The 24,255-nt window shown below is 57.4% G+C and carries 24 protein-coding genes and 1 pseudogene; 11 read left to right on the forward strand and 14 right to left on the reverse strand.

The annotated features are described in order from the left end of the window. Window positions 1-71 precede the first annotated feature (71 nt). Window positions 72-359, forward strand: a pseudogene (locus FU672_RS25130) (hypothetical protein); the annotation flags it as partial. 310 nt (window positions 360-669) lie between these two features. Here the strand turns inward: FU672_RS25130 and cspE are convergent. After that, entirely contained in the window at window positions 670-882 is a 213-nt protein-coding gene (gene cspE / locus FU672_RS15705; RefSeq protein WP_148243921.1) for a transcription antiterminator/RNA stability regulator CspE, read from the reverse strand. A 715-nt stretch (window positions 883-1,597) separates the two neighbouring features. On the opposite strand from cspE, the gene FU672_RS15710 reads away from it, so the two are divergent. Beyond that, a complete protein-coding gene (locus FU672_RS15710; RefSeq protein ID WP_148243922.1) occupies window positions 1,598-2,059 on the forward strand; it encodes a hypothetical protein in 462 nt (153 codons plus the stop codon). Window positions 2,060-2,445: 386 nt separating this feature from the next. After that, window positions 2,446-3,429 carry an acrylyl-CoA reductase (NADPH) gene (acuI, locus tag FU672_RS15715; protein WP_148243923.1) on the forward strand — a complete coding sequence of 328 codons (984 nt, stop codon included), beginning with the start codon at window positions 2,446-2,448 and terminating at the stop codon, window positions 3,427-3,429. A gap of 57 nt (window positions 3,430-3,486) precedes the next feature. On the opposite strand, the gene acuR is transcribed toward acuI, so the two are convergent. Continuing rightward, window positions 3,487-4,143, reverse strand: coding sequence for an acrylate utilization transcriptional regulator AcuR (gene acuR, locus FU672_RS15720; RefSeq protein ID WP_148243924.1), 657 nt, complete (start codon window positions 4,141-4,143; stop codon window positions 3,487-3,489). A 432-nt stretch (window positions 4,144-4,575) separates the two neighbouring features. Between acuR and FU672_RS15725 the strand changes: the two genes are divergently transcribed. Further along, entirely contained in the window at window positions 4,576-4,887 is a 312-nt protein-coding gene (locus tag FU672_RS15725) for a type II toxin-antitoxin system HigB family toxin (RefSeq protein ID WP_148243925.1), read from the forward strand. Continuing rightward, window positions 4,884-5,303, forward strand: coding sequence for a helix-turn-helix domain-containing protein (locus FU672_RS15730; RefSeq protein ID WP_148243926.1), 420 nt, complete (start codon window positions 4,884-4,886; stop codon window positions 5,301-5,303). The genes FU672_RS15725 and FU672_RS15730 overlap by 4 nt, the downstream gene beginning before the upstream one ends. Window positions 5,304-5,367: 64 nt before the next feature. On the opposite strand, the gene FU672_RS15735 is transcribed toward FU672_RS15730, so the two are convergent. From FU672_RS15735 to FU672_RS15745, 3 genes are read right to left on the reverse strand one after another with little or no spacing between them, the layout of a single operon-like run. Continuing rightward, window positions 5,368-6,231: an efflux RND transporter periplasmic adaptor subunit gene (locus tag FU672_RS15735; protein ID WP_148243927.1), complete on the reverse strand. Its 864-nt coding sequence runs from the start codon at window positions 6,229-6,231 to the stop codon at window positions 5,368-5,370. Further along, complete coding sequence (locus FU672_RS15740; protein ID WP_148243928.1) at window positions 6,228-6,443, reverse strand: DUF1656 domain-containing protein; 216 nt, start codon at window positions 6,441-6,443, stop codon at window positions 6,228-6,230. The genes FU672_RS15735 and FU672_RS15740 overlap by 4 nt, the downstream gene beginning before the upstream one ends. Next, the gene (locus FU672_RS15745; RefSeq protein ID WP_148243929.1) at window positions 6,436-8,418 is read right to left on the reverse strand and encodes an FUSC family protein; all 1,983 of its coding nucleotides are present in this window, start codon (window positions 8,416-8,418) and stop codon (window positions 6,436-6,438) included. Before FU672_RS15745 ends, FU672_RS15740 begins: the two co-directional genes overlap by 8 nt. Before the next feature lie 76 nt (window positions 8,419-8,494). Here FU672_RS15745 and FU672_RS15750 point away from each other — a divergent pair, with 76 nt between their 5' ends. Next, entirely contained in the window at window positions 8,495-9,289 is a 795-nt protein-coding gene (locus FU672_RS15750; protein WP_148243930.1) for an AraC family transcriptional regulator, read from the forward strand. On the opposite strand, the gene FU672_RS15755 is transcribed toward FU672_RS15750, so the two are convergent. Next, complete coding sequence (locus FU672_RS15755) at window positions 9,286-10,176, reverse strand: oxidoreductase (RefSeq protein WP_148243931.1); 891 nt, start codon at window positions 10,174-10,176, stop codon at window positions 9,286-9,288. The genes FU672_RS15750 and FU672_RS15755 overlap by 4 nt on opposite strands. A gap of 105 nt (window positions 10,177-10,281) precedes the next feature. On the opposite strand from FU672_RS15755, the gene FU672_RS15760 reads away from it, so the two are divergent. Next, the gene (locus FU672_RS15760) at window positions 10,282-11,403 is read left to right on the forward strand and encodes a YbdK family carboxylate-amine ligase (protein ID WP_148243932.1); all 1,122 of its coding nucleotides are present in this window, start codon (window positions 10,282-10,284) and stop codon (window positions 11,401-11,403) included. On the opposite strand, the gene FU672_RS15765 is transcribed toward FU672_RS15760, so the two are convergent. The 3 genes from FU672_RS15765 to FU672_RS15775 form a co-directional block, all read right to left on the reverse strand. Beyond that, the gene (locus FU672_RS15765; protein ID WP_148243933.1) at window positions 11,333-14,488 is read right to left on the reverse strand and encodes an efflux RND transporter permease subunit; all 3,156 of its coding nucleotides are present in this window, start codon (window positions 14,486-14,488) and stop codon (window positions 11,333-11,335) included. The two genes, FU672_RS15760 and FU672_RS15765, sit on opposite strands and share 71 nt — an antisense overlap. Window positions 14,489-14,497: 9 nt before the next feature. Then, window positions 14,498-15,559 (reverse strand): efflux RND transporter periplasmic adaptor subunit, encoded by a 1,062-nt coding sequence (locus FU672_RS15770; RefSeq protein ID WP_148243934.1) that lies wholly within the window; start codon window positions 15,557-15,559, stop codon window positions 14,498-14,500. A 114-nt stretch (window positions 15,560-15,673) separates the two neighbouring features. Continuing rightward, complete coding sequence (locus FU672_RS15775) at window positions 15,674-18,382, reverse strand: cation-transporting P-type ATPase (RefSeq protein ID WP_148243935.1); 2,709 nt, start codon at window positions 18,380-18,382, stop codon at window positions 15,674-15,676. A 489-nt stretch (window positions 18,383-18,871) separates the two neighbouring features. Here FU672_RS15775 and FU672_RS15780 point away from each other — a divergent pair, with 489 nt between their 5' ends. Beyond that, complete coding sequence (locus FU672_RS15780) at window positions 18,872-19,120, forward strand: DUF1158 domain-containing protein (protein ID WP_013097677.1); 249 nt, start codon at window positions 18,872-18,874, stop codon at window positions 19,118-19,120. A gap of 85 nt (window positions 19,121-19,205) precedes the next feature. Here the strand turns inward: FU672_RS15780 and FU672_RS15785 are convergent, their stop codons facing one another. Further along, complete coding sequence (locus FU672_RS15785; protein WP_029741711.1) at window positions 19,206-19,547, reverse strand: RamA family antibiotic efflux transcriptional regulator; 342 nt, start codon at window positions 19,545-19,547, stop codon at window positions 19,206-19,208. Between the two features lie 32 nt (window positions 19,548-19,579). Continuing rightward, the gene (locus FU672_RS15790) at window positions 19,580-20,683 is read right to left on the reverse strand and encodes an MBL fold metallo-hydrolase (RefSeq protein WP_148243936.1); all 1,104 of its coding nucleotides are present in this window, start codon (window positions 20,681-20,683) and stop codon (window positions 19,580-19,582) included. Between the two features lie 190 nt (window positions 20,684-20,873). On the opposite strand from FU672_RS15790, the gene FU672_RS15795 reads away from it, so the two are divergent. From FU672_RS15795 to nfsB, 3 genes are all read left to right on the forward strand, one after another. Continuing rightward, window positions 20,874-21,464: a TetR/AcrR family transcriptional regulator gene (locus FU672_RS15795; RefSeq protein WP_023334799.1), complete on the forward strand. Its 591-nt coding sequence runs from the start codon at window positions 20,874-20,876 to the stop codon at window positions 21,462-21,464. After that, window positions 21,454-21,822 carry an MmcQ/YjbR family DNA-binding protein gene (locus FU672_RS15800; RefSeq protein WP_148243937.1) on the forward strand — a complete coding sequence of 123 codons (369 nt, stop codon included), beginning with the start codon at window positions 21,454-21,456 and terminating at the stop codon, window positions 21,820-21,822. The genes FU672_RS15795 and FU672_RS15800 overlap by 11 nt, the downstream gene beginning before the upstream one ends. 120 nt (window positions 21,823-21,942) lie before the next feature. Further along, complete coding sequence (nfsB, locus tag FU672_RS15805) at window positions 21,943-22,596, forward strand: oxygen-insensitive NAD(P)H nitroreductase (RefSeq protein ID WP_148243938.1); 654 nt, start codon at window positions 21,943-21,945, stop codon at window positions 22,594-22,596. A gap of 36 nt (window positions 22,597-22,632) precedes the next feature. On the opposite strand, the gene FU672_RS15810 is transcribed toward nfsB, so the two are convergent. The 3 genes from FU672_RS15810 to FU672_RS15820 all read right to left on the reverse strand — a co-directional run bounded on the left by FU672_RS15810 (window position 22,633) and on the right by FU672_RS15820 (window position 24,239). Next, window positions 22,633-22,920 (reverse strand): helix-turn-helix domain-containing protein, encoded by a 288-nt coding sequence (locus tag FU672_RS15810; RefSeq protein ID WP_148243939.1) that lies wholly within the window; start codon window positions 22,918-22,920, stop codon window positions 22,633-22,635. Further along, the gene (locus FU672_RS15815) at window positions 22,901-23,230 is read right to left on the reverse strand and encodes a type II toxin-antitoxin system RelE/ParE family toxin (protein WP_148243940.1); all 330 of its coding nucleotides are present in this window, start codon (window positions 23,228-23,230) and stop codon (window positions 22,901-22,903) included. Before FU672_RS15815 ends, FU672_RS15810 begins: the two co-directional genes overlap by 20 nt. A 139-nt stretch (window positions 23,231-23,369) precedes the next feature. Further along, entirely contained in the window at window positions 23,370-24,239 is an 870-nt protein-coding gene (locus FU672_RS15820) for a helix-turn-helix transcriptional regulator (protein ID WP_148243941.1), read from the reverse strand. Between the last annotated feature and the right edge of the window lie 16 nt (window positions 24,240-24,255).

Raw genomic sequence — 24,255 nt, forward strand, 5'->3', positions numbered from 1 at the left:
AGAAGAAACAGGACGCTCAGATTACAAACAGGCCAGAGTAATTGTCGCGATGCGGACGGGGTAATTGTCGCCTAATAGGGCAATTCTGGCGTTCAGATTTCGGTCTGGAAAACGTGCCGGATGCCAGCGCTTTTCAGATGCCAGCCGCGCCGGGTAGCGCGACATTGTTGCTGCGCTATCAGGTAACGGAACTGACGCCAGGCCAGCATGAACTCAGTACGGAAACGTTCGTCTGTTGCCCGGACAGAAGTACCCGGCTCAGGATGACGGCTTACTGGCTGTTAATACGGGTGGGCAGCGGCTGGATCCGTAGAAGGACGCTGGAGGCTGTCAGGTCGAGTGTTGAAAATCAGAGGTGAGGTATGCCTGTGAAATACCCTGAATACTGGAGGTTTCGATGACTATACGAGTTATTACATTTTTGCTCATACTCGGCGCATTTGCTGTAAATGCTGCTGACGGCGTTTTGAACGCTCACGAACGGTGAAGCGGGTTTTGAGGTTGAATTTGAAGGGAGTATGGGCAGGCTGCCATATAAAACTCAGGTGCCATTACCCTTTAAAAATAAAAAACCCGCACAGGTGCGGGTTAATTTTTTATCAGTACAGCTTAACTGCTCGGACTATTGTCTTCATCGCTATCGTACGCCACACTGATATTTAGCGCGGGTTACAGTGGAGAAACATTTCCAGCTGCAGGACCTTTTGCGCCATTCTCAATGATAAAGGAAACTTTCTGACCTTCATCAAGCGTTTTGAAGTTGTCGCTCTGAATAGCAGAGAAGTGTACGAATACATCTTTGCTGCCGTCGTCAGGGGTGATAAAGCCAAAACCTTTATCTGCGTTGAACCATTTTACTAAACCAGTCATTTTATTAGACATAGATAAATCCTTAATTTATGAGCCACTTAAGCGCGGCGATGATGGCCTGTATTTCGAGAGTTACTTATTTGGCACTTAGGAGGAGGCTCACGAAGAAGGAGTATCTATGGATAACACCTGAACTGAGGACTGCTTTACTAAAACTGCTTTCATAAGGTCTGTATTCCAAACCGATGACGCTATTAAGACACAGCGAAATTTATTGCGCAATGATTATTATTATTTATTTTAACCATTTAAACGCCCGGATGGCTGCTCGCGGTGCCAGACATCGTTCTGGCTTGAGGTCTACCAGGTACTGCAAAATGGCTACGCTTTCACTCTGCCGGGAATTTGGACTGGTTTGTTCGGCGGAGGGGAAATCTTCCCTGGCGACGCAGACGTGAGTAGAAGGGTTGCTCAAAATGAAAAGGTCTGCATAAGGAGTAACCGCGGTGCAAACTGTGCCCGGCGGCGCTGCGCTTGCGCGGGCCTACGGTTCGTGTCGCGGGTAGGTTGGTTGGCGGTTTTGTAGGCCGGGTAAGGCGTAGACGCCACCCGGCAATGCCCTTCTGGAAGCCGCCTCGCAAACCTGCAAGCAACCTTATGTAATTCAGGGCTATCCCTTTTCATCCCTTCTTCGCGATCTTAAAGTGCCTGCGTTGCGGCACGTCCGTAACCGGGCGTAGGAACCCGTTAGCATAACATGACATTTTTAGGACAAAGAGGATGCTAAATGGCTACTACCCCTGAATTTTCTTACGCGCTCTCTGAAGAAAGCGCTGTTCATCACCTCATCAACAATTCAATTTCTGATTCTGATTCTGCGGATCTCTTCGAACTGGCCGATGCCTGCACCGCTTATGTGAGCGTGCTGGTGGAAACTGACGACGCAGTGACGTTTGCCACACTCTGCGAGCGTTTGTTGGCAGCGCTTAAGCGGCTGCGTGAATGCTGCGATTCTGAACTCCCGACCTATCTGGTTGAACGGCTTATTGCCGGGGAAAAGATTACCTCGTGCGTGCCGGACTGTTGGCAAGAGACGACACTACAGGTGGACTATGCCGTGGCGTTAACGCTTGCGGTAATGGGTGGGACGTTGCCTGCAAGCGTGGCGAAAGAGCTGACCGGGCTGCTGCATGACATGGTCTGGCTGTTGGCGGAGTTTGTGAAGGAGCCGTATATCACGGCGCACTGAGGCGGCTGATAGGGGCCGGAGTTCTGCTGGATAAGAAGCAAAATTTCGGCCTTACGCAAAGAACAACGTTGTTTGTTGAATGTCCGTTAAGAGCGAGGAGCAGACCAACTAATCTAAGCCTGCTTGTTTTATCTCATCATCAGCAACACCCTGAAGCATCGACTGTGTATCTTGCAGGACCGCTAACTTTGCCACCTGCATAATTGAAAACCGAATCTGGCTTGATATTGATCAAAAAAGACAGATTTAACTTGATGAAAAGAATGATAATTCTTGTGTACTGACAAAACGCTGGGATAGTAGCGTTGATTATTAGACGATCGGTCAATATTATTTATTGACTACTATATAGCTAAACGGCATACGACCAAAAAGACGAGGTAATAGTGTTTAAATCTTTATTAATCAACAAAACAGATGATCGCTACAGTACGCAACTTGCTGAAATCGCTGAAAGTGAGCTGCCGCAGGGGGATGTGGAGGTCAGTGTCGACTATTCATCTATCAACTACAAAGACGCACTGGCCATTACGGGCCGCGGGCCTATCGTCCGGCACTTTCCAATGGTGCCAGGCATTGATTTTGCCGGTACGGTGTCCGCCAGCTCACATCCTGAATATCAGACCGGAGATAAGGTCCTCCTGACCGGCTGGGGTGTAGGAGAAAAACACTGGGGTGGGCTTTCCGAAAAAGCGCGGGTAAAAGGAGACTGGCTGACGCCGCTCCCGGCTGGCGCAAACAGCAAACATGTAATGGCAATCGGAACAGCTGGTTTTACCGCGATGCTGTGTGTCGACGCATTATTGAGTCATGGTATTAAGCCTGAAGATGGTCCGGTACTTGTTACTGGTGCCAGCGGAGGTGTCGGGAGTATTGCAGCCATGATCCTTGCGTCGATGGGTTACCGCGTGACCGCGTCTACTGGTCGTCCGGAAGAAGCCGCCTGGCTCTATAAGACGGTCGGTGTAGAGGAGATTATTAACCGTTCCGAGCTTTCCTCCCCTGGAAAACCGTTACAGAAAGAACGCTGGGCTGCCGCCATTGATACAGTCGGCAGCCACACGCTTTGCAATGCCTGCGCCGGGGTGCGGTATGGCAGTATTGTTGCGGCCTGCGGCATGGCACAGGGTATGGAGCTGATGGGTAATGTGGCTCCGTTTATCCTACGTGGCGTCACGCTTAAAGGGATTGACAGTGTCATGTTTGCGAAAGAAAAAAGAGCGGCGATCTGGCAGCAAGCGTTAACGTATTTACCAGAGTCCAGACTGGATAGCCTCACTACAGTATACCCGCTGAGTGAAGCCATCAATGTGGCCGAAAAACTACTGAGTGGCGGAATTCGCGGTCGGGCAGTAATTCAATGTAGCTAATCAATGGATACCAGGCTCAGCTTGGGTTTATTACTTTTACGGGGCCGCGGCCCCTTTTTACTGTTCAGCTGTCGCTTCCTGAGAGGGCTGATAGTGTACTGACGTTTTGAAATAGCTCCAGAAGTCGCATACAGGTTGAGTTGAACAATATAGTTTGGCACGCATTACGGCACCTTCCCAGCCACTCCAGAAAATAGCCGCCAGTTGTGTATCATTCATATTTGAACTTATTTCGCCCGAAGATAACGCGTCGGACAGACAGGTCGCGACAAGTGCCTGCCAGCTCTCAAGAATATTCTGTAGCAATTTAATAAAGGATTGCGGAAGCCCCGGACTCTCCTGCATCATATTTCCAACCAGGCAGCCGCGGGTGAAATTGTATTTTTTAATCCCCTCGCAGGCATCATTGATGAAATTGTCCAGACGTACCATTGGTGTGCAGGATGATTCATGTAGATGTTTTTTGAGTTTATGCTCGAAGAAACTGTCATAGGCATTCAGAACAGTCTGAGCATATTCCTCTTTACTCTTGAAGTAGTAATAAAATGAGCCTTTAGGAACATTGGCATTTTTAACAATGGCATCGACTCCCGTCGCAAGAAAACCATTCTGCGTCAGCAGTTCAAGTCCGCTGCGGATAAGGTCATTACGAGTATCTGCATAGGTACTTTCTGTCTTTCGCGGCCTTCCCCGTCCGCGATTTTCGCCTGTCATGACTCATCTCCTGCATTTTATTAACGCAAAAGAATAAGTGATTTTGCGCGAGAGCTTCAATCAGTTTATCCCCGGCGGTGGCGAAGTGGTCGCTTTTGCCGACTGGACAGTGGCATTGCCTGCCGCCATAACGCCATCGCTGAGCAGTGCAGAATTAGCAACGTCCGCTTCTGGCTGTGAGTAAAATCATCACCTACCGCACTCCTTCTCAACATACAATTCCTGAATAAGCTACGCAAATCAAACAAATACCCCAAGCCAGGCTATACCTACCACTTTAATCTCAAGCTACCCCAACTTAAAGTGCTCGCACTCAATACACGAGCGCAATTATCACGAACATGTAGAAACTCCACTTCTCTCACAGTTTCCACATTGTCAACTCACCAACCATAACCTATAATGTTTCCAGCCTGGAAACAAGGGGCAAGGATGCACGTAGTCTCAAGAGCGCCTTTCGAAACAGCGACCAGAAACTTTCCCAATCAAGCACTCGCCCTGGAGGATCTTTACCGGGTGCTAAAGAAGGAACACTACCCCTCACCAGACGAGATGAGAAAGCGATTCCCCAGCCTGGACAGGATGAAATACCGGGAGAAATGGTGGGTCATAGATGTAGGCGGCGGGCATTTAAGAGTGATGTTTTTTGCTGATTTTGAGCGAGGAAAGATTTTCATCAAACACATCAGCACTCACGCAGAGTATGACAAGCTGACAGACCTCTACCGGAGAACAAAAGAATGAACTATGCAGCAGCCATCAAAGCGGCAAACGATCTGACAAACGCGCTCCCTTTCCTGGGTTCAAGCCCGTCGCGACGAGATTACGAGGATGCGCTTGCGCTGGTGGAGTATCTGATCGAACACGAACCCGATAGCCCGCTGGTAGAGATGCTCACCGCCAAAATCGATAAATACGAAAACGAGTCTCTGGAGTTTGCAGAATTTAACGCGCGTATTGCCAGCATTCCGTCAGGCGTTGCGTTATTGCGAACGCTGATGGATCAGCACCAACTCACTCAGAGTGACTTCGAGAACGAAATAGGCAAGAAGTCTCTGGTGAGTCGGATCCTTAACGGACAGCGTACGTTGACCCTGGATCATATGCGTGCGCTGGCGAAGCGTTTTGGTTTGCCGGTGAGTGCGTTTGTGGGGAAATGATCAGGATGACATTGTGCGATCGAGTGAGTGTCTGCCGTTAATGTAAAACAGACATCACCTCTCTCTATCCCCCCACCGCCACGCTCGCCGACAGCCCCGCCACCAGCTCAACCCCCTCCGGCAACCTGTCGATATGAATGCGTACCGGCACGCGCTGCGCCAGCCGCACCCAGCTAAAGGTGGGCTCAACGTCAGGCAGACCCAGTCCGCCCGTCTCATCGTTGCTGTCCCCGATCCCATGCCCGATGCTCTCCACGTGACCCGTGATAACCGGCTCGTATCCCATCAACACCACCTGCGCGGCATCCCCGACGCGAATATGGCGCAGCTTGGTCTCCTCAAAGTACCCCACCACCCAGAAGCTGTGCGCATCGACGATGGCGACCTTTGTCTCCCCCGCTGTCGCATAGTCTCCGGGCCGAAGCCGCAGATGCGTAACGTACCCCGAGACCGGCGCACGCACGGTGGCGTGCGCCAGATTAAGCTCTGCCAGATCCAGCGCGGCCAGCGCGCCGTGATAATTGGCCGCCGCGACGTTCGCCGCGCTGCCGGTTTGCTGCAAATCCTCGCTGGAAATCGCGTTTTTAATCAGCGTGCGTCGGTGGGCCGCATCCTGGCGCATCAGCATCTCATGGCGTTTCGACTCAACGTCCGCCTGCGCGCTGACCACCGCCAGCTTAAGCCAGCGCGGATCGATGACGTAAAGCACATCGCCCCGGTTCACCCACTGATTGTCCCGCACGGCCACGCTGATGACGGGCCCGGAGACGTCCGGCGCAATCTGCACCACATCCGCCCGCACGCGGCCGTCGCGGGTCCAAGGCGTTTGTGCGTAGTGTTTCCACATCATAAACGCCAGCAGCGTGGCCGCCGCGACAACGCTTAACGTCAGCGCATAGCGAGCCAGTAAAGAGAGCAGTGATTTCATGAAAATAACCCCAACGCGGTCAGACCCTGCATCAGCAGGAAAAAGGTGACAATCCAGGTTGAAACATCCATCAGCGGGCGAAACGGCAAGCGCCGGTAGAGCCTGCTGAGAGAGAAAAGCGCGACGAGGCTCAGCGTGCAGACCAGCGCCGCGAGGGCGACCATCAGCAGTCCCGGAATAAAAATGCCGCTGATATTGAGATCGTTAACCATGGTCTGGCCCCCGTAATGCACAGTGCAGATCCACCAGTCTGAAGACAAACTGGCGCGTATGTTCATCTACCGCAGGCAGATGGCGCTCGATAAGGGTGGCGATGCGTTCGAGTAAGGCGTTGCGGTCTGCGGCGTTTATCCGATGAAAAAGCGCGTCAACCTCCCTGCCGGGCGGTATTTCACTGCGGCGTAAATGCATGACCGAAAGCCCCAGACGCAGCGCGTGTAATAGCCGATCGAGTGCCTGCTCTGGCGCGCGCTCGCTGCGCTGCAAACGCGGCAGCAACAGGGCGGTTCGGTCCATCATCAGGTTGATCCAGTATGTTTCATCAACCCGCAGCGTGCCCTTCACGCTGCGGCGAATGTCGCGCTGGCAAAGATTCAGCAGACGCGTGATGGCGCCATCCGCCTGCACGGTTTGCAGCAGGCTCATGCTGACGACGGCAAAGCCGGTCGCGGCGAATAGCGCGATGGCGGTGTTGGCTGCGACGGAGAAATCGCCGCTGTAATGTGCCCCCAGCTCGCACAGGATCAGCAGCGTCAGGGTGATACCCATCGCCATAAACGTGGTGGGCGGACGCGCCTGAAGCGACCCGGCCAGCAGATACGCCGGGGCAAGCACCGCCACCAGCACCGGGAAATCGCTCACCAGCGGCAGCAGCGCAAAGCTGTAGAACAGGCTAATGACCACGCCCCAGAATGAGCCAATGATGTATTTCACGATGTGCGGCGCCGGAGTATCGAAGCTGCCAAACAGCGTGCAGCAGACCCCCAGGATAGAAACCGCCGTACCGCCATCCGGCCACGCTGAGAAGATCCAGATCAGGCAGCCGCTCAGGATGATAGTGAAAGCCCCCAGCGCCGTGCGGGCTGCGGTAAGAGGATCGCGGTGGAAAACGTAGCCTTTCGCCGCGCGGGTTTGCATCTCCCCAAAGACGGGTTTGGCGCGGAGGATGGCCCCGGAAAGACGTTCGCACTGCTGCAGAAGGGCGATAGCCTCCGAGAGGTAGCGAATAAAACTGACCTGCAGCGCGTCGTCAAACGTCTGCGCCTGCGCGGCATACCGATCGATGAGAAGCGCACAGCGGAGCCGCAGCGTCTCTGCCGTGCTGCTGGTACCAGCGCCTTCAGCAGCAAGCCAGGCCTGAACGTCGCCCAGCAATGCCTGCACGTCGGCGGGCAGGGTTCCGATCGCTGGCAGACGATCGTGTAGTTCACAGTTGACGATAACCAGCCGCGCCAGCCGATCGTGGATCGCTTTCCTGGCCTGCCGCATCGGGGCTGACAGGGCAAAATCATACGGAATATGGTGGCTTATGCCCTGCAGGAACTGCAGCGCCAGGGCCAGATGCAGGGGGCCGGAAGCCGCATCGGGTTTGCCCGCTAAGGTATCCGCCACCCGCCCGCGCGCGGCCTGTAGCGTCTGGGATAATTTAGCGTTGAACTGGCCTGATACGCGCGCGGGCAGCACGTAGCGGTGAATCAGCGCCGCGCAGAAAATCCCAATCGCGATCTCCTGCACTCGGACAATGGCGACGTTAAAGATGCCGCCGGGATCGGACACCGCCGGAAAGCCAATCAGGCTTGCGGTGTAGCCCGCCAGCACAAAGGCATAGGCCCGGGGCGTGCGTTCCAGCAGGGAGAGCCACAGGCAGAATGCGATCCAGCCCGTCAGCACCACACTGCACAGGATCGGCGTATTCGCGAAGGTGGGCACAATCAGAACGGTCGCGCTGGCACCCACCACGGTACCGGCCAGCCGGTACAGGCTTCTGCTCAGCGATGCCCCGACCGACGTCTGCGATACGATGTAGACCGTAATAATGGCCCATGAGGGACGCTCGAGGCCTATCGACAGCGCGAGGTAATAAGCCAGCATCGCCGCGGCAAAACTCTTCGCAGCGTAGATCAACGCGCCCGCATCGTTTCGCAATGCGGCGGGCAGGCGCATGGGATGAGAGAAGATTTTATTCATGCCGGGATTATTACCGGCTTGCAGACCCGCTTAAATACTCTATTCTGTCAAAAAATACCTGAATGTTGCCAGAATCGTGAAGCCTCAACCTGCCAATATGCTGTATGACCCTGACTCTACCGCCTCTCCTGCCGTGGCGCGTCATCTGGATTTCGTGGACTACGCCGCGGAAGTGCCGGTACATACCCATCGCAAGGGCCAGCTGATTATTGCCCGATACGGTGCGGTCAGCTGTTACGCGGAAAATGATATCTGGATCGTGCCGCCAGACTGCGCCGTCTGGATCCCCGGCGGGATCCCGCACAGCGCCAAAGCGACCTGGAACGCGCATCTCAACTATTTGTTTATTGAGCCCGGCGCGGCGGCGCTGCCGGAGAGATGCTGCACGCTGGCGATCTCGCCCTTGATCAAGGAATTAGTGGATCGTTTAACGCGCGAAGGCGTGGACTATCCCCCCGACAGCCACGTCGCCAGACTAACCAGAGTCACGCTTGATGAGCTCGCCAGCATGCCGCAGCAGAAGCTGAGCCTGCCGGTCTCGACCGACCCGAAAATTCGCGCTATGGCCGACGCGCTGGTTACCCGCCCTGAGGACAGAAGCACCCTGAAGGACTGGGCGAAACGGCTCGCCCTCAGCGAGCGCTCGTTTGCACGCCTGATGCAGCGCGAGACCGGGCTGAGCTTCGGGCGATGGCGCCAGCAGCTGCATTTGATTATTGCCCTGCGGGAGCTGGCAAGCGGCGTACCCGTCCAGAACGTGGCGACAACGCTCGGGTACGAATCCGTGAATGCGTTTATCACCATGTTCCGAAAAGCGATGGGCAGCACGCCCGCCCACTACTTTGCCGAACGGAAAAACAGCGGCCGTTAGCCCGGCCCCTCGCTCCCCGCCGCCAGCAGGGGCACCACCACATCGCTGATGGGCACCGCAATACCGTGTTTGCGGCCGTAGCGCTGGATCACGCCGTTGCGAATATCCCACTCCATCGGGCGATCCGCCTGACGGTCGGCAAGGATTGACGTGCCCAAATCTGCGGGCGCACGCTGGAAGTTCGCCAGAATCTCCTGGGCCACCGCATCGTCCAGCTTCGCCCCCTCGGCGCGGGCGACGGCAAGCCCCTCGCGCAGGTAGGCCAGCGCAAGCTCGCTGATATCCTCACGGGAGAACATCCCGGCGCGGCGGTTGGCCAGTACCATCAGCCCGGCGACCGCGTTTTGCAGCAGCTTGCGCCAGGCGACGGTGGCAAAATCTGGCGAGAGTTCAACTTCACAGCGCGTATCGCGAAGCGCCTCTACCACCCGCTGCGCCTGCGGTACGTCCGGCAGCGTCAGGCGCGGCTTCGCCCGCAGCCAGACGGAGGCATCCGGCTCGCGCTGCGCCGGGAACCAGACCACCGACGGCAGTACCGTCGCGCCGTTGACCCACGGCTCAAGCTGGGCCTTTTGCTCCACGCCGTTTTGCAGCGCGCAGACCACGGTGTTTTCATCGCACAACGCGCGCAGCCATCCGGCGCTGTCGGCATTTTGGGTCGTTTTTACCGCCACAAAAACGAGATCGACGGGGCGCGTGATGACGGTCGGATCGGTGAATACCGGACCGGGCACCACAGTTTCACCCTCGTCGTGACGCAGGCGTAATTCCGGGTGCGCGGTGCGTCCGCACAGCAGCGGTGTACGGCCAGCATCATGCAGCACCGCGGCAATGGTAGTCCCAATCGCACCCGGTCCTATCAGCGCAATGGTTGGATAGTCAGACATGAATCACTCCCCTTTTGCTAAGCCTGCTATCAGTTATACCACCCTGAGACGAGCGCGCCACACCCGTTGTCTATACTCAACACACAACAGACAACGGAGTGCGCCATGCCTTTACCCGATTTTAAGTCCTCTGAACCTTTCACCCTCGGCATCGAACTCGAACTGCAGGTGGTTAACCCGCCGGGCTACGATCTGAGCCAGGACTCCTCCGCGCTCATCGCCGCCGTCAAAGACGACATCAAAGGCGGCGAAGTCAAACACGACATCACCGAAAGCATGCTCGAAATCGCCACCGGCGTGTGCCAGAACATCGATCAGGCGGCGGGGCAGTTCTCGGTGATGCAGCAGAGCATCCTGCGTGCAGCGGCGAAGCAGCATATCCAGATCTGCGGCGGCGGGACGCACCCGTTCCAGAAGTGGCAGCGTCAGGAGGTGTGCGACGACGAGCGCTATAACGTCACGCTGGAGCGCTTTGGCTATCTGATTTTGCAGGCGACGGTGTTCGGCCAGCACGTGCACGTCGGCTGCCGGACCGGGGACGATGCCATTTACCTGCTGCACGGCCTGTCGCGCTTCGTGCCGCACTTTATCGCCCTTGCCGCGTCGTCGCCTTATATGCAGGGCACGGACACGAAGTTCTCCTCGTCGCGGCTCAACATCTTCTCGGGGTTTCCGGATAACGGCCAGATGCCGTGGGTCAACAGCTGGCAGGAGTTCGAGGGGCTGTTCCGCCGCCTGAGTTCCACCAGCATGATCGACAGCATTAAAGATCTGCACTGGGACATCCGCCCCAGCCCGCACTTCGGCACCGTGGAGGTGCGGGTGATGGATACCCCGCTGACGCTCGGCCACGCGATTAACATCGCCGGGCTTATTCAGGCGACGTCGCACTGGCTGCTGACCGCGCGGCCCTATAAGCATCAGGAGAGGGATTTTCTGCTCTACCGCTTTAACCGTTTTCAGGCCTGTCGCTACGGGCTGGAGGGGATCCTGACGGACGTGCACACCGGCGAGCACAAAACCGTGGCGGAAGACATTGTGTGGCTGCTGGAGCAGGTTGCGCCCTCGGCCGAGAAGCTTGGCGCGACGAGCGCAATCAATGAAATTGCCCTGCTGTTAAAGCAGGGCAAGAGCGAGGCGCAGCGCATGCGGGAGTTTATCGCCGACGGCGGCTCGCTGATTTCTCTGGTTCAGAAGCACTGCGAGCTGTGGGCGACGAGTCCGTAAGGCCGTGGCCCCACTCACGCAGGCGCTGGAACAGCACAAACAGCGCCGGGATAAACAGGATCCCTACCACGGTTGCCACCAGCATGCCGCTGAAGACCGTGGTGCCGATGATGCGGCGGCTCTGGGCGCCCGCCCCGGTCGCCAGCATCATGGGCAATACACCGATAATGAACGACACGGCGGTCATCATCACCGCGCGGAAGCGGCGTGATGCCCCTTCCCGCGCCGCATCGACAATCGCCATCCCGTCCATGCGCCGTGCGCGGGCGAACTCCACGATAAGAATCGCGTTCTTGGCGGCCAGGGCTATGAGTAGAACCAGACCTATCTGCACGTAAACGTCATTGGCGTATCCGGCCCTCCACAGCCACACCAGCGCCCCGCCAATAGCGAACAGCACCGAGAGCATCACGCTCGCCGGGAGCGTCCAGCTTTCGTACTGGGCGACGAGGAACAGCCACGCCATCACCACCGCCGCCAGCACAATCCATACCGCCTGGTTCCCGGTCTGCTGCTCCTGATACGACATACCGCTCCAGGCGTAGTCGTACCCCGCTGGCAGGTTCTCCGCCAGAAGCTCGCCCATCACCGCCATCGCGGTGCTGCTGCTCACCCCTTCCGCTGCCGAACCGCTTACCGACACGGACGGAAACTGGTTGTACTGCTGCAGGAACGGCGCGCCGACGGTCGGCGTGATGGTGACCAGGTTGCTCAGGCGCACCCGCTCGCCGCTGTTGCTGCGCACGAACAGCTCGCTGATTTGCCCGGCGCGCTCGCGCCACTGCATCTCGTTTTGCATCACCACGTGGTAGACGCGATTGTTGACGCTGAAATCCCCGGCGCGCGTGCCGCCAAAGGCGGTTTGCAGGCTGCTGAAGATGCGCGACACCGGCACGTCGAGACGCGCGGCGCGCTCGCGGTCAACGGTCAGCGTCAGCTGCGGCACGTTGCTGCTCCAGGTGGTGAACACGCGGCTCAGGTGCGGGTGCTGGTTGGCTTTCATCAGCACCTCACGCGTCACGCGCTCCAGCTCCGCCGGGCTCTGCCCCGCCTGCGCCTGTATGCGCAGGTCGAAGCCGGAGGCGTTACCCAGCCCAGGCAGCGTTGGCGGCGCGAAGGTCATGATGGTCGCTTCCGGCAGGGCCAGCAGCTGACGCTGCAGGCTCCCCATCACCTCGTCCAGCGGCGGGCGCTCGCTCCAGTCCTTCAGCATGACGGAGATAAACCCGCCGTTGGAGGCGCTGGTGCCGTTGAGGATGTTAAACCCGGAGACCTGAATCACGTCTTCCACCGCCGGATTTTTAGCGATGAGTTCGCGTGCCGTGCTCATCACCGCTTCGGTGCGCTCCAGCGAGGCCGCTTCCGGCAGCTGGACGCTGGCGAAGAAGTAGCCCTGGTCTTCCTGCGGCAGGAAGCCTTTTGGCATCGACGTAAAGCTGAATGCCACCACGGCCGCCGCGCCTGCGGTGGCCAGCAGCGCCAGCCACGGGCGCAGGTTTAAGACATGCACGATGCGGGTGTAGAAACTGCGCGTGGCATCCAGTCCACGGTTAAAGGCGCGATAAACTGCCGCAGGTTTCTCCGGGCGCGGACGCAGCAGCATCGCGCAGAGCGCGGGCGTCAGGGTCAGCGCCACGAGGCTTGAAAGCGTCACGGCGGTCGAGAGCGTCACCGCGAACTGGCGGTACAGCTCGCCGACGATCCCCGGCAACAGCGCCACCGGCACAAACACCGCCAGCAGCACCAGCGTTGTCGCAATCACCGGCCCGGCAATCTGGCGCAACGCCAGCGCGGTCGCCGCCGTGCGGCTCTGCCCTTCCGCCATTAGCGTTTCGACGCTCTCCACCACCACGATGGCGTCATCCACCACCATGGTCAGCGCCAGAATAATGGCGAACAGGCTCAGCGTATTGGCGGAGTAGCCCAGCGTGTAGAGCACCGCAAAGGTGCCCACCAGTGATACCGGAATGGCGAGCGCGACAATCAGCGTCGCACGCCAGCTTTGCAGGAACAGGGAAACGACGATAACCACCGCCAGCATCGTCAGCGCCAGAGAGACGCCGATCTCCTTAATGGTGGCGGCAACAAAAGAGGTGGTGTCAAATTTCACCTCGTAGACCAGGTCGTCCGGGAAACGCGTCGAGAGACGTTCCAGCTCCCCGCGCACCGCGTCGGCCACGCGCAGGGCGTTGGCGGACGGTGTCGGGTAGATGCCGAGGTAGGCGGAGTCGTGCCCGTTCAGCTGTGCACCGGAGCTGTAGCTGCGCGAGCCGAGCTCAATGGTGGCGACATCCTTCAGGCGCACCAGTTGACCCATCTCGCCCGCGCGGATAATGATGTCGGCAAAGTCTTCGGCCTGGTTTAAGCGCCCCAGCCCGTTGATGGTCAGGGTCTGCTGCTGGCCATTAAACACCGGCGGCGTGCCGACCTGGCCTGCCGCCCCCTGCACGTTCTGCTCGCGCAGCGCCTGCGCCACGTCGTCGGTCGTGACGTTCAGGGCGTTCATGCGGTCCGGACGTAGCCAGATGCGCATGCTGTAGTCGCGCGCGCCAAACATCTGCACCTGCCCGACGCCCGGCAGACGCGACAGCGCCTCGCGCACCTGGGTGCTGGCATAGTTGCTGACGAACAGCGGTGTGTGGGTGTTGTTCGGTGAGTAAAGACTTACCCCCATCATCAGGTTGGTCGCACGCTTGCGTACCTGCACGCCGTTTTGCTGCGCCTCGGTCGGCAGCTGCGCCACGGCCTGCGCCACGCGGTTCTGCACGTCGATGGCGGCGAGATCCGGATCGGTACCCGCCGCAAAGGTAATGTTCAGGCTATACGAGCCTTCGTCCGAGCTGGTGGACTCCATATAGAGCATGTGATCCACGCCGTTAAGCTGGGTCTCCAGCGGCGTGGCGATAGCCTCCGCCACGTCAGCCGAACTGGCACCCGGCCAGCTGGCAGACACATTCACCACCGGCGGCGTGATCTGCGGGTACTGCTCCACCGGGATAATCCTCAGCGCAATGGCCCCCAGCAGGGTGATGACCAGCGCAATCACCATCGCGAAGCGCGGGCGTTTGATGAAAAACGTCAGCATGATGGCTCCTTAATTCAGTATCTGGACGGCAGCACCTGGCTGCACGCGCTGCGCGCCATCAGTAATCGCTCGCTCACCGGACTTCACGCCGGAGGTAATCCGGAACTGCTGGCCGATCTGCCCGGCAACGTTCAGCGGGCGCATTTCGGCTTTGCCGTCGGCATTAACTACCCAAGCAAAGAACCCGTCGCCGTTCTGCTGGACCGCAGCGGCGGGCAGGGTCAGCACCACCTTCTCGCTCATCGGGCGCAGAGTCACATTCACGTTGCCGCCGGGCAGGATCTGATGGCGCGGATTGGCGAACTCGGCGCGCAGCATCACGCTGGCGGTGCGCGGATCGACGCGGTTGTCTACGGAGGTGAGCTCGCCGCTGACGCGCTGGCCGTTGCTGTCAATTAACGCCTGCCAGGCCTGCTTCATGGCGCTGATATCCGTATGCTGCCCGGCTTTGGCGGCAAAAGCACCCTCTTCCAGCGCAAAGGCGATGCGAATGGGATCGAGCTGCACCACCTCCACCAGCACGCCGCTTGCAGGATTAACCAGGCTGCCCACGTGGAACTGGCTGTGCCCCACGCGACCGTCAATCGGCGAGGCGATGCGGGTATAAGTCAGGGTGACGCTGCGGGTGTCGAGCCGGGCTTTCGCCTGCTCCAGCGCGGCGCTGGCGACGTCCCGCTGCATGCGGGCGTTGTCCACGTCATGACGGCTGATGGCGTTGCTGCTGCCCAGGCTTTCAAAGCGGGAAAGCTGCTGCTGCGCCTGGCGCAGCGTGGCTTCGGCGCTTCTCACTTCGGCCTGCGCCAGACGCAGGGCGGCGCGCGGCTCGGCGTCGTCCAGCTCAAACAGCACGTCGCCTTTTTTCACGTACTGCCCGTCGCGGAAGTTGATTTTGGTGATCACGCCTTCCGTACGGGCACGTAGCTCAACGGTATGGATGGCTTCGATGCGGCCCGGGATCTGGCGCTCGGCGGCATGGGCGGTCTGCTCTACGGTGGCGACGCGAACGGGAATGGCGGCGAATACGGGTTGCAGAGTGCAGGCGAGGAGCGCGAAAAGGAGTGGGAGTTTCATGGAGAGTACCTCGGCGTTGTTTCCCCTCACCCTAACCCCCTCCCCAAAGGGGAGAGGGAACTTGAACACCCTCTCCCTTTTGGGGAGAGGGCAGGGTGAGGGGTAAGGTTTTCGTTATGCAGCCTTACGGAACCTGCGGGTCAGTCGCTTCTCGATTTCGACGACGAAGAACATCGCGCCTGCAACCGCCAGGGTCACAAACCAGTAGCGCAGCGGCAGCGCTTCGGTGCCGAACAGCATCTGCATAAACGGCAGATAGATAATCGCCGCCTGGAGCAGGAACAGCACGCCCGTCACCAGCCAGATCCCTTTGTTCGCCAGCAGGCCGCGGTTCAGGGAGAACCCCTCGGTATTGCGGCAGTTAATCATGTACACCCACTGGGCGCAGACCAGCATCTGCAGCAGCACGGTGCGGATGAACTCCGCGCTGTGGCCGCGCGGGGCCAGCCAGGCTTCCAGCGCAAAGGCGGCGATGGCAATCATGGTGCCGACGAAGGCTACGCGCCATACGGCATAGGCATCCATCACGTGCTGCCCGGTCTGACGCGGCGGACGGCGCATAATGTTGCGCTCGGCGGCTTCAAAGGCCAGGCCGAAGGAGAGCGTGGCGGAGGTCGCCATGTTCATCCACAGAATCAGCACCGGCGTCAGCGGAATGATGTTCCCCGCCAGCAGCGCAATCACAATCAGCAGCCCCTGCGCGAGGTTGGTTGGCATGATGAACAGGATGGTCTTCTTCAGGTTGTCGTAAACGCGGCGCCCCTCTTTCACCGCACTGGCGATGGTGGCGAAGTTATCGTCCGTCAGGACCATGTCCGCCGCCTCTTTGGTCACTTCCGTGCCCTTGATGCCCATCGCGATGCCTACGTCAGCCTGACGCAACGCCGGGGCATCGTTCACGCCGTCACCGGTCATGCCGACGATTTCGCCTTTGTCCTGCAGCGCTTTCACCAGGCGCAGCTTATGCTCCGGGCTGGTACGGGCGAAGATGTCATACTTCACCGCCGCTTCCGCCAGCGCGGCGTCGTCCATCTTCTCCAGCTCGTAACCGGTGACCGCCTGCTCGCTGTTGGTGATCCCCAGCATCTGGCCGATGCTCATCGCCGTCTGCGGGTGATCCCCGGTGATCATCTTCACGCGGATCCCCGCCTGCTGGCAGGCGTTAATCGCATCAATCGCTTCCGGACGCGGCGGATCCATCATCCCGGCGATGCCGAGGAAGATCAGTCCGTGGTTCAGGTCGTCGTGCGTTAATTCCTGCTCGCCGTTCGCCGGCTTGAACGCCGCGGCGACCATGCGCAGTCCCTGACGGGCATAGCGCTCCATCTCGGTTTCCCAGTACGCGCGGTCGAACGCTTCCGCACCGTTACGGGTCTGCTGCTGCGCGCACAGGGCGAAAATGACATCCGGCGCGCCGGTGATCAGGATTTGCTCCTCACCGCCAATCTGGTAGTGGGTACTCATGTACTTGTACTGCGAGTCGAACGGGATCTTGTTAACCAGCGTGGTCATGACCGGCTCAAGGCTGGCCTTCGCCGCCAGCACCTTCAGCGCGCCCTCAGTCGGGCCACCGGTGATACCATACAGGCCACGCTCGTCCTGAATCAGCTGGCTGTCGTTACACAGGTCGATGGTGCGTAGGTACTGCTCCAGCACGGTGCCCGGCTGGATCTGCACCGGCTCGTCGCTGCCTTCCAGGTAGATGTTGCCCACCGGCTCGTAGCTGTTGCCGTCCACGCGGTAGCAGGCGTCAGCGGTGATGATGGCTTTAACCGTCATCTCATTCATGGTCAGGGTGCCGGTTTTATCCGAGCAGACCACGGTCATTGCGCCCAGGGTTTCGACGGTTGGCAGCTTGCGGATAATCGCCCGCTTACGCGCCATCGCCTGCACGCCCAGAGAGAGAATGATGGAGATAATGGCTGGCAGACCTTCCGGCACGGAGGCCACCGCCAGGCTGATCAGGGAGAGCAGCAGCTCGCCCATCGGGATCTCGCGGAACACCAGGCTGAAGACAAACAGCGCGGCCATCATTGCCAGGATAATGGCGAAGATCGCTTTACCCAGCTTGTCCATCTGCACCAGCAGCGGCGTGCGGTGCTTTTCGATACCCGCCATCATCTGGTTGATGTGGCCGAGCTCCGTATCCTTACCGGTCGCGGTGACCACGCCGACGCCACCGCCCGCGCTTACGGTCGTCCCGGAGAAGACCATGTTGGTGCGATCGCCCAGCGGTAATTCGCCGCTCAGCGGATTAATGTGTTTATCCACCACGGTGGATTCACCGGTCAGAATCGCCTCTTCCACGCGTAAATTATGCGCCTCGATTAAACGCATATCCGCCGGAATACGATCCCCTGCGCGTAATACAATAATATCGCCCGGGACTATTTCAGTTGTGGGTATTGTTTCGTGGTTGCCGTTACGAATAACGCGCGCCTCGCTGGAGAGCATATTGCGGATACTCTTCAGGGATTTTTCCGCATTGCTTTCTTGAATATGGCCAATTAAGGCATTGATTACCGCCACACCCAAAATAACCAGCGTATCAACCCAGTGGCCCATTATTGCTGTTAATACGGCGGCGGCCAGCAGGACATAAATCAGCACATCATTAAAATGGGCCAAAAAACGCAGCCAGGCGGGTTTACCTTTTTTCTCCGGCAGCGCGTTCGGACCTGATTTTTGCAAACGCGCCTGCGCCTCTGCACGATCCAGACCGCTGGCCTGGCTCTGGGTGTGGGTAAGCACCTGCCCGACGGTCTGCTGGTATGCCAGCCCGCCGGAAGGCGGCATGCTTGGGGACAATTTTTTTTCGGTCATCGTATTTTTCCTTCAATATCCGGTGAACAGAAGCCTGAATTCCTTTCTGGCTTAAATAAATTCATTTTAAAGTCTTGCGGGTAAAATTGATCTACCGCAATATAATGACTTCTCGGTTATTCAAAACTGATTAAAGCTATTTCGATGGCCTGATTTTTACAAAATATGTCTAAACCAACACTAAACGAGGGGGAACCATGTGGGGTATTTATCGCGGACGCCGACTGGTGTTATACGTTATCGCGGCCATTGTTATTGCCACGTTAATTGGTTATAGCACCTATACATTTGTAAAATTACTTTCCTGATAAAGACGTTTATTTACATTACGCGATAATAACCTTATCGCTTCAGGAGAATAATTCTTTTTCTGTTATTTATTCGCAGAATAACGCGTTCGTTTTATTCAATAAATGTCCGTCGGGTTGATATTGCTTTACGTTCCGGGATGCCGGACAATGACATTTTTAACTGACGATTAACATTACGATGAAACACCCGTTAGAGTCGCTGCTTACTGCAGGCGGCATTTTATTGCTGGCCCTGCTTTCGTGCCTGCTGCTCCCTGCGCCTTCGCTGGGGCTGGTGCTGGCGCAGAAACTGGTTCAGACCTTTCACATGGTCGATCTGAACCAGCTCTATACCATTCTGTTCTGCGTATGGTTTTTACTGCTGGGTGCCATCGAATTCTTCGTGCTGCGTTTCGTCTGGCGTCGGTGGTTTTCACTGGCGTCGTAAGCCAATAAAAAAGCCGGGTGGCGGCTACGCCTTACCCGGCCAACGTTGGCGATTTTCCAGGCCCGGTAGAGCGGAAAACGACTACTCAATGCGCCTGACTGTGGTTCTCTTTGCGGTACGCCCCAGGCGGCTGGTTGAACGTGCGGGTGAAAATACGGGTAAACGTCTGCTGCGAGTCAAACCCGTAACGCAGGCAGATATCGTACACCCGAGCGTCGGATTCACGCAGATCGCGCGCCGCCAGCAGCAGCTTGCGTTCACGGATATAACGCCCCAGACTCTCCCCTTTGTACTGCATAAACAACCGCTGTAGGTGCCACTTCGAGTAACCCGCGTGGCGGGCAATCTCTTCTATACGTAATGGCTGGTGCAGGTTGTCGTCGATCCATTCGACGATAGTGTCGATGACTTGAGCGGAAATGGTCATACAGCTGTCCCCCTCTGCTTCTCGCTTAAACATTATTCCCACCACGCACGAAAGGTTTGCGTGGTGTCACTCACCCGGACGGGCTCGCCCAGCGCCGGTGTCAGTAACCGATAATTTTTATCCTTGCTGGCTTTTGCCAGTTGGATCAACGGATCGTTCCAGGCGTGTTTCGCCAGCACGAAGCGTCCGTTATGCCCGGGCACCACGGCTTTCGCGTTCAGATCCACCGAGGCCTGCGCCGTTTCCTCAGGCAGCATGTGGATGTACTTCCAGTCCTGGTCGTACTGGCCGTTTTCCATGATGGCGACATCCACGCCACCAAACTGCTCGCCGATGGCCTTAAAGTGCGGGCCGTAACCGGAATCCCCGCTGTAATAAACCTTCTGCTCTGGCGTGACGAACATAAAGCTGCCCCACAAGGTCCGATCGCGCTTGATGCCGCGCCCGGAGAAGTGACGCGCCGGCAAAACATGCACCGTCAGTTCATCGCTGATGCGTACCGACTGGTTCCAGTCACGCTCGTCAATAATCTCAGGCTTCATCCCCCAGTAGCGCAGGTGGGATCCCACACCCAGCGGTGCCACCACCCGCTTCACCTTCGGCAGTAGCGCCCTGATGGTGGCGTAATCCAGATGATCGTAGTGATCGTGCGAGATAATCAGCAGGTCGATTTCCGGCATGCTTTCAGCGCGCCACGGATACTCCCCCGCAAAGGCTTTATTGAGGAACGAGAACGGCGCGGCATAGTTGCTGAGCACCGGGTCAATCAGGATGCGTTTGCCCGCGAGCTGCAGGTACCACGAGGAGTGACCGAGCCACACCAGGGTGTCCTGCTCCAGCGGCAGGCTCGCAAGATCGGTTTTCACCAGCGGTAGCGGCTGGGCCGGGCGTGCGTTTTCGGTTTTTTTGGTCAGAAAATCCCACGTCGCGACCAGCATGTTTTTGTCGCCGTTATAACCCGGCGTCGGCAGCGTATTGTGGAATTTTCCGTCACGATACTGGGGGGAGGCCTCCACTTCAGTGAGCTGCTCACCCTGCGGCGGCTGGCCGAATCCAGCATTCAGAACAAACGGTAAACTCGCAGCTGAAGCAATAATCATGATTAACACCACGCAGATGAAGAGAGGTTTTTTCATATCCTGACCCGAAAACGCGCCCCATCCGATAGTTTGCGCGGGGTAAACTTGATTATGAGTGAGTAAGCACTCATTATAGATATGATGATAAAGTCGTCAAGACGTTTTCGATCTTTGACATTCCGCGTTGCAGCGTGCCAAAGCACGTGTTTCAATCGGGGTTTTTACAATTGACAGGGGGAAAAATTTAGTGGCACGTCCGAAGAGTGAAGATAAAAAACAGGCCTTACTGGAAGCCGCAACGGTGGCATTTGCACAGTCAGGTATCGCCGCCTCAACGGCGTTAATCGCCCGCAACGCGGGCGTCGCCGAAGGTACCCTGTTTCGCTACTTTCCGACTAAAGACGATCTGCTGAATGCCCTCTATCTGCACCTGAAGCAGGATCTTTGCCAGGCTATGCTGGCAAACCTCGATCGCACTATCACGCTTCCCAAAGAACATACCCGCAATATCTGGAACAGTTACGTCGACTGGGGTATTCGCAATCCCGTTTCTCATGCGGCTATCCGCCAGATTGGCGTCAGTGAAAAACTAAGCACCGAAACGGAGCAGGCGGTGAAAGAGATGTTCCCGGAACTCCATGAGCTGTGCCGCCGTTCGGTACGCCCGGTGTTTATGTCGGATGAATTTAAAACGTTTGGCGATGCGCTTTTCTTATCGCTGGCGGAAACCACTATGGAGTTTGCCACCCGCGATCCGTCACGCGCCGTCGATTTTAAAGCGCTGGGTTTTGAGGCCATGTGGCGCGGACTGGCTCAGGAGGATAGCGATGGACAGTAAATCCCTGCAGGAACACGCAATGCGCGTGGCCCTTGAGTTGCCTTTCACCGAACACTGCTGGCCGTTTGGGCCGGAGTTTGATGTGTTTAAAGTGGGTGGAAAGATTTTCATGCTCGTCGCGGTCGCGCACGGGCGACCGCACATCAGCCTGAAGTCAGATCCGGAAAAATCACTGTTAAATCAGCAGATCTATCGCGGAATAGAACCGGGTTACCATCTGAGTAAAAAGCACTGGATTTCCCTTTACGGCACTGACGACGTGACCCCGGAACTGGTTACCGACCTCATTAATGATTCCTGGAATCTGGTGGTGGATAAGCTGCCGAAAAAAGATCAGAAGTGGATCCGGCCGGTCTGATTGTTCGTCTGAGACGAACAGATTAAGCGCTCGAATTGCACTTATCTTTTTCCGCGTCCCGCTGTAATCTGCTTTCCTTTCGCGCCCGCGAGCGGGCGAATTTCATCACCAGGAGTTGTTATGGATATCATTTCTGTCGCCCTGAAACGCCACTCCACCAAGGCGTTCGACGCAAGCAAAAAACTGACCGCGGAAGAAGCGGAAAAAATCAAAACCCTGCTGCAGTACAGCCCGTCCAGCACCAACTCCCAGCCGTGGCACTTCATAGTCGCCAGCACCGAGGAAGGTAAAGCGCGCGTGGCGAAATCCGCCGCGGGCACCTATGTGTTCAACGAACGCAAAATGCTGGATGCTTCTCACGTGGTGGTGTTCTGTGCGAAAACCGCGATGGATGACGCCTGGCTGGAGCGCGTCGTGGATCAGGAAGAGGCCGATGGCCGTTTCAATACTCCGGAAGCCAAATCCGCAAACCATAAAGGCCGCACCTATTTCGCCGACATGCACCGCGTGGATCTGAAAGATGACGACCAGTGGATGGCGAAGCAGGTTTACCTGAACGTCGGCAACTTCCTGCTGGGCGTGGGCGCGATGGGTCTGGACGCGGTACCGATTGAAGGCTTCGACGCCGCTATCCTCGACGAAGAGTTTGGCCTGAAAGAGAAAGGCTTTACCAGCCTGGTGGTGGTACCGGTTGGGCACCACAGCGTGGAAGATTTCAACGCCACGCTACCGAAGTCACGCCTGCCGCTGAGCACGATTGTAACTGAGTGCTAATCCCTTCTGGCACGCTGGCTTCCGGCGTGCCTGTTTTCAATAAAGCGTAATCTGGGGGTGTTTAACCCCACACACCAGTGCATAGCGCGTTAACGTATCAAGACTCGCCCGGGTAATATTCGCTTCCATTCTTGATACGGTGGGTGCGCTGACGCCCATTCGCTCCGCCACCTGCGCGCGCGTCAGGCCAGCCTGGTTACGCCATTGCGCCAGCATCTCCCGCAGACGCTCCTTACGTTCTTCTGCGTCGAAGGCGGCCTGAACCTCTGAATCGCTTAACAGCTCAGCTCTGAATTCGTCCCAGTCAATAATCTTCTTGCTCATCCAACATCTCCTGTTGTCGTTTCAATGCCAGACGGAGTTCAGCTGAGGGCGTTTTTTGCGTCTTCTTAACAAATACGCGCAAGAGAAAAATCGTCTTTTCCCGCTGGTAAACATAGATACCTCGAGTATGGATCAGCCCAACGGTCCTGATTTCAAACAGGCCATGCGGCAATGGTTTGCTGTCAGGTTCCCGAAGAGCCGTCGGGTTTAAGAGCAATTTATCAAGCTGGCGAATCAGCTTCGCCTGCACCCCTGCAGGCAGTGAGAGAATCTCTTCCCTGACCGCCTCATGAACAATAAGTCTGAACACGGTATTTCATCCCTGATGATATTAGCATATAAGGCAATTTTCATTAAAGGCTAATATTGCCTTTCGTGACTTACCTTACCTGCTTTTATCAGTCAGAACCGGATTCGCGTTGATTCCCTGAAAACGTCTCGCAAAAAACTTATTTCCCTTGCTCCGCCAGCCATTCCATCGCCCTCTCCCCCGCCTCATCCACCGGCAGATACACCAGCAGTCGCGATCCGTTTCGCGGCGCTGAGTACCAGTACATCTGCTGCAGCGTAAAATCCCCCAGCTCGGGGTGGGTAAACAGCTTGAGCTGGTTCTCCACGCCGCGCACGTCGTTGCGCTGGTGCCACAGGGTTTTAAACTCCTCCGATACTGCAAAGAATCGCGCCAGTTTGGCTTCCCACAGCGGGTCGCCCCGGTGCTCGGCCATCGCCGCGCGGAAATAGGAGACAAATATCGGCAGCACATCATCACGTCTGCCGAGACGTGTGCGCCACGCCGGATGGGTGAGGAACAGGTAAATACAGTTCCGGTCTTCCGGCGGAATTTCATTGAAATCGACGCCCATCAGGTGGCAGAAGCTGTCGTTCCACGCCACGATGTCGAAGTTGGGTTTCTGGATGCTGGCAGGCTTCGGCAGTAGGGTATCGAGCAGGCGCCGTGTCCCCTCGCTGATCCTCTCGCAGCAGACCGCCTGCGGCGCTTCACCCGGCGGCAACCCGGCTAACACAAACAGGTGCCGGGCCTCGGTCGGGGTGCATTGCAGCGCTTTTGCAACAGCGGCCATCACCGCGCTGGAGGGATTGACGTCCCTGCCCTGCTCAAGCCAGGTGTACCAGGTCACGCCCACGTCAGCCAGCATCGCCACCTCTTCCCGGCGCAGTCCCGGCGTGCGTCGGCGACCGCTGCGCGGCAAGCCGAGACGCTGCGGATCGAGGCTTTCACGTCGTGCGCGTAAAAATGCCCCCAGCTGTTTTCGGGTGTCATCCTGAAGTGAGACGACGGGTTCAGACATCAAGGCCATAAATCCCCCTGCATGG

The organism is Enterobacter asburiae (assembly GCF_008080435.1).
Classification (GTDB): domain Bacteria; phylum Pseudomonadota; class Gammaproteobacteria; order Enterobacterales; family Enterobacteriaceae; genus Enterobacter; species Enterobacter asburiae_C.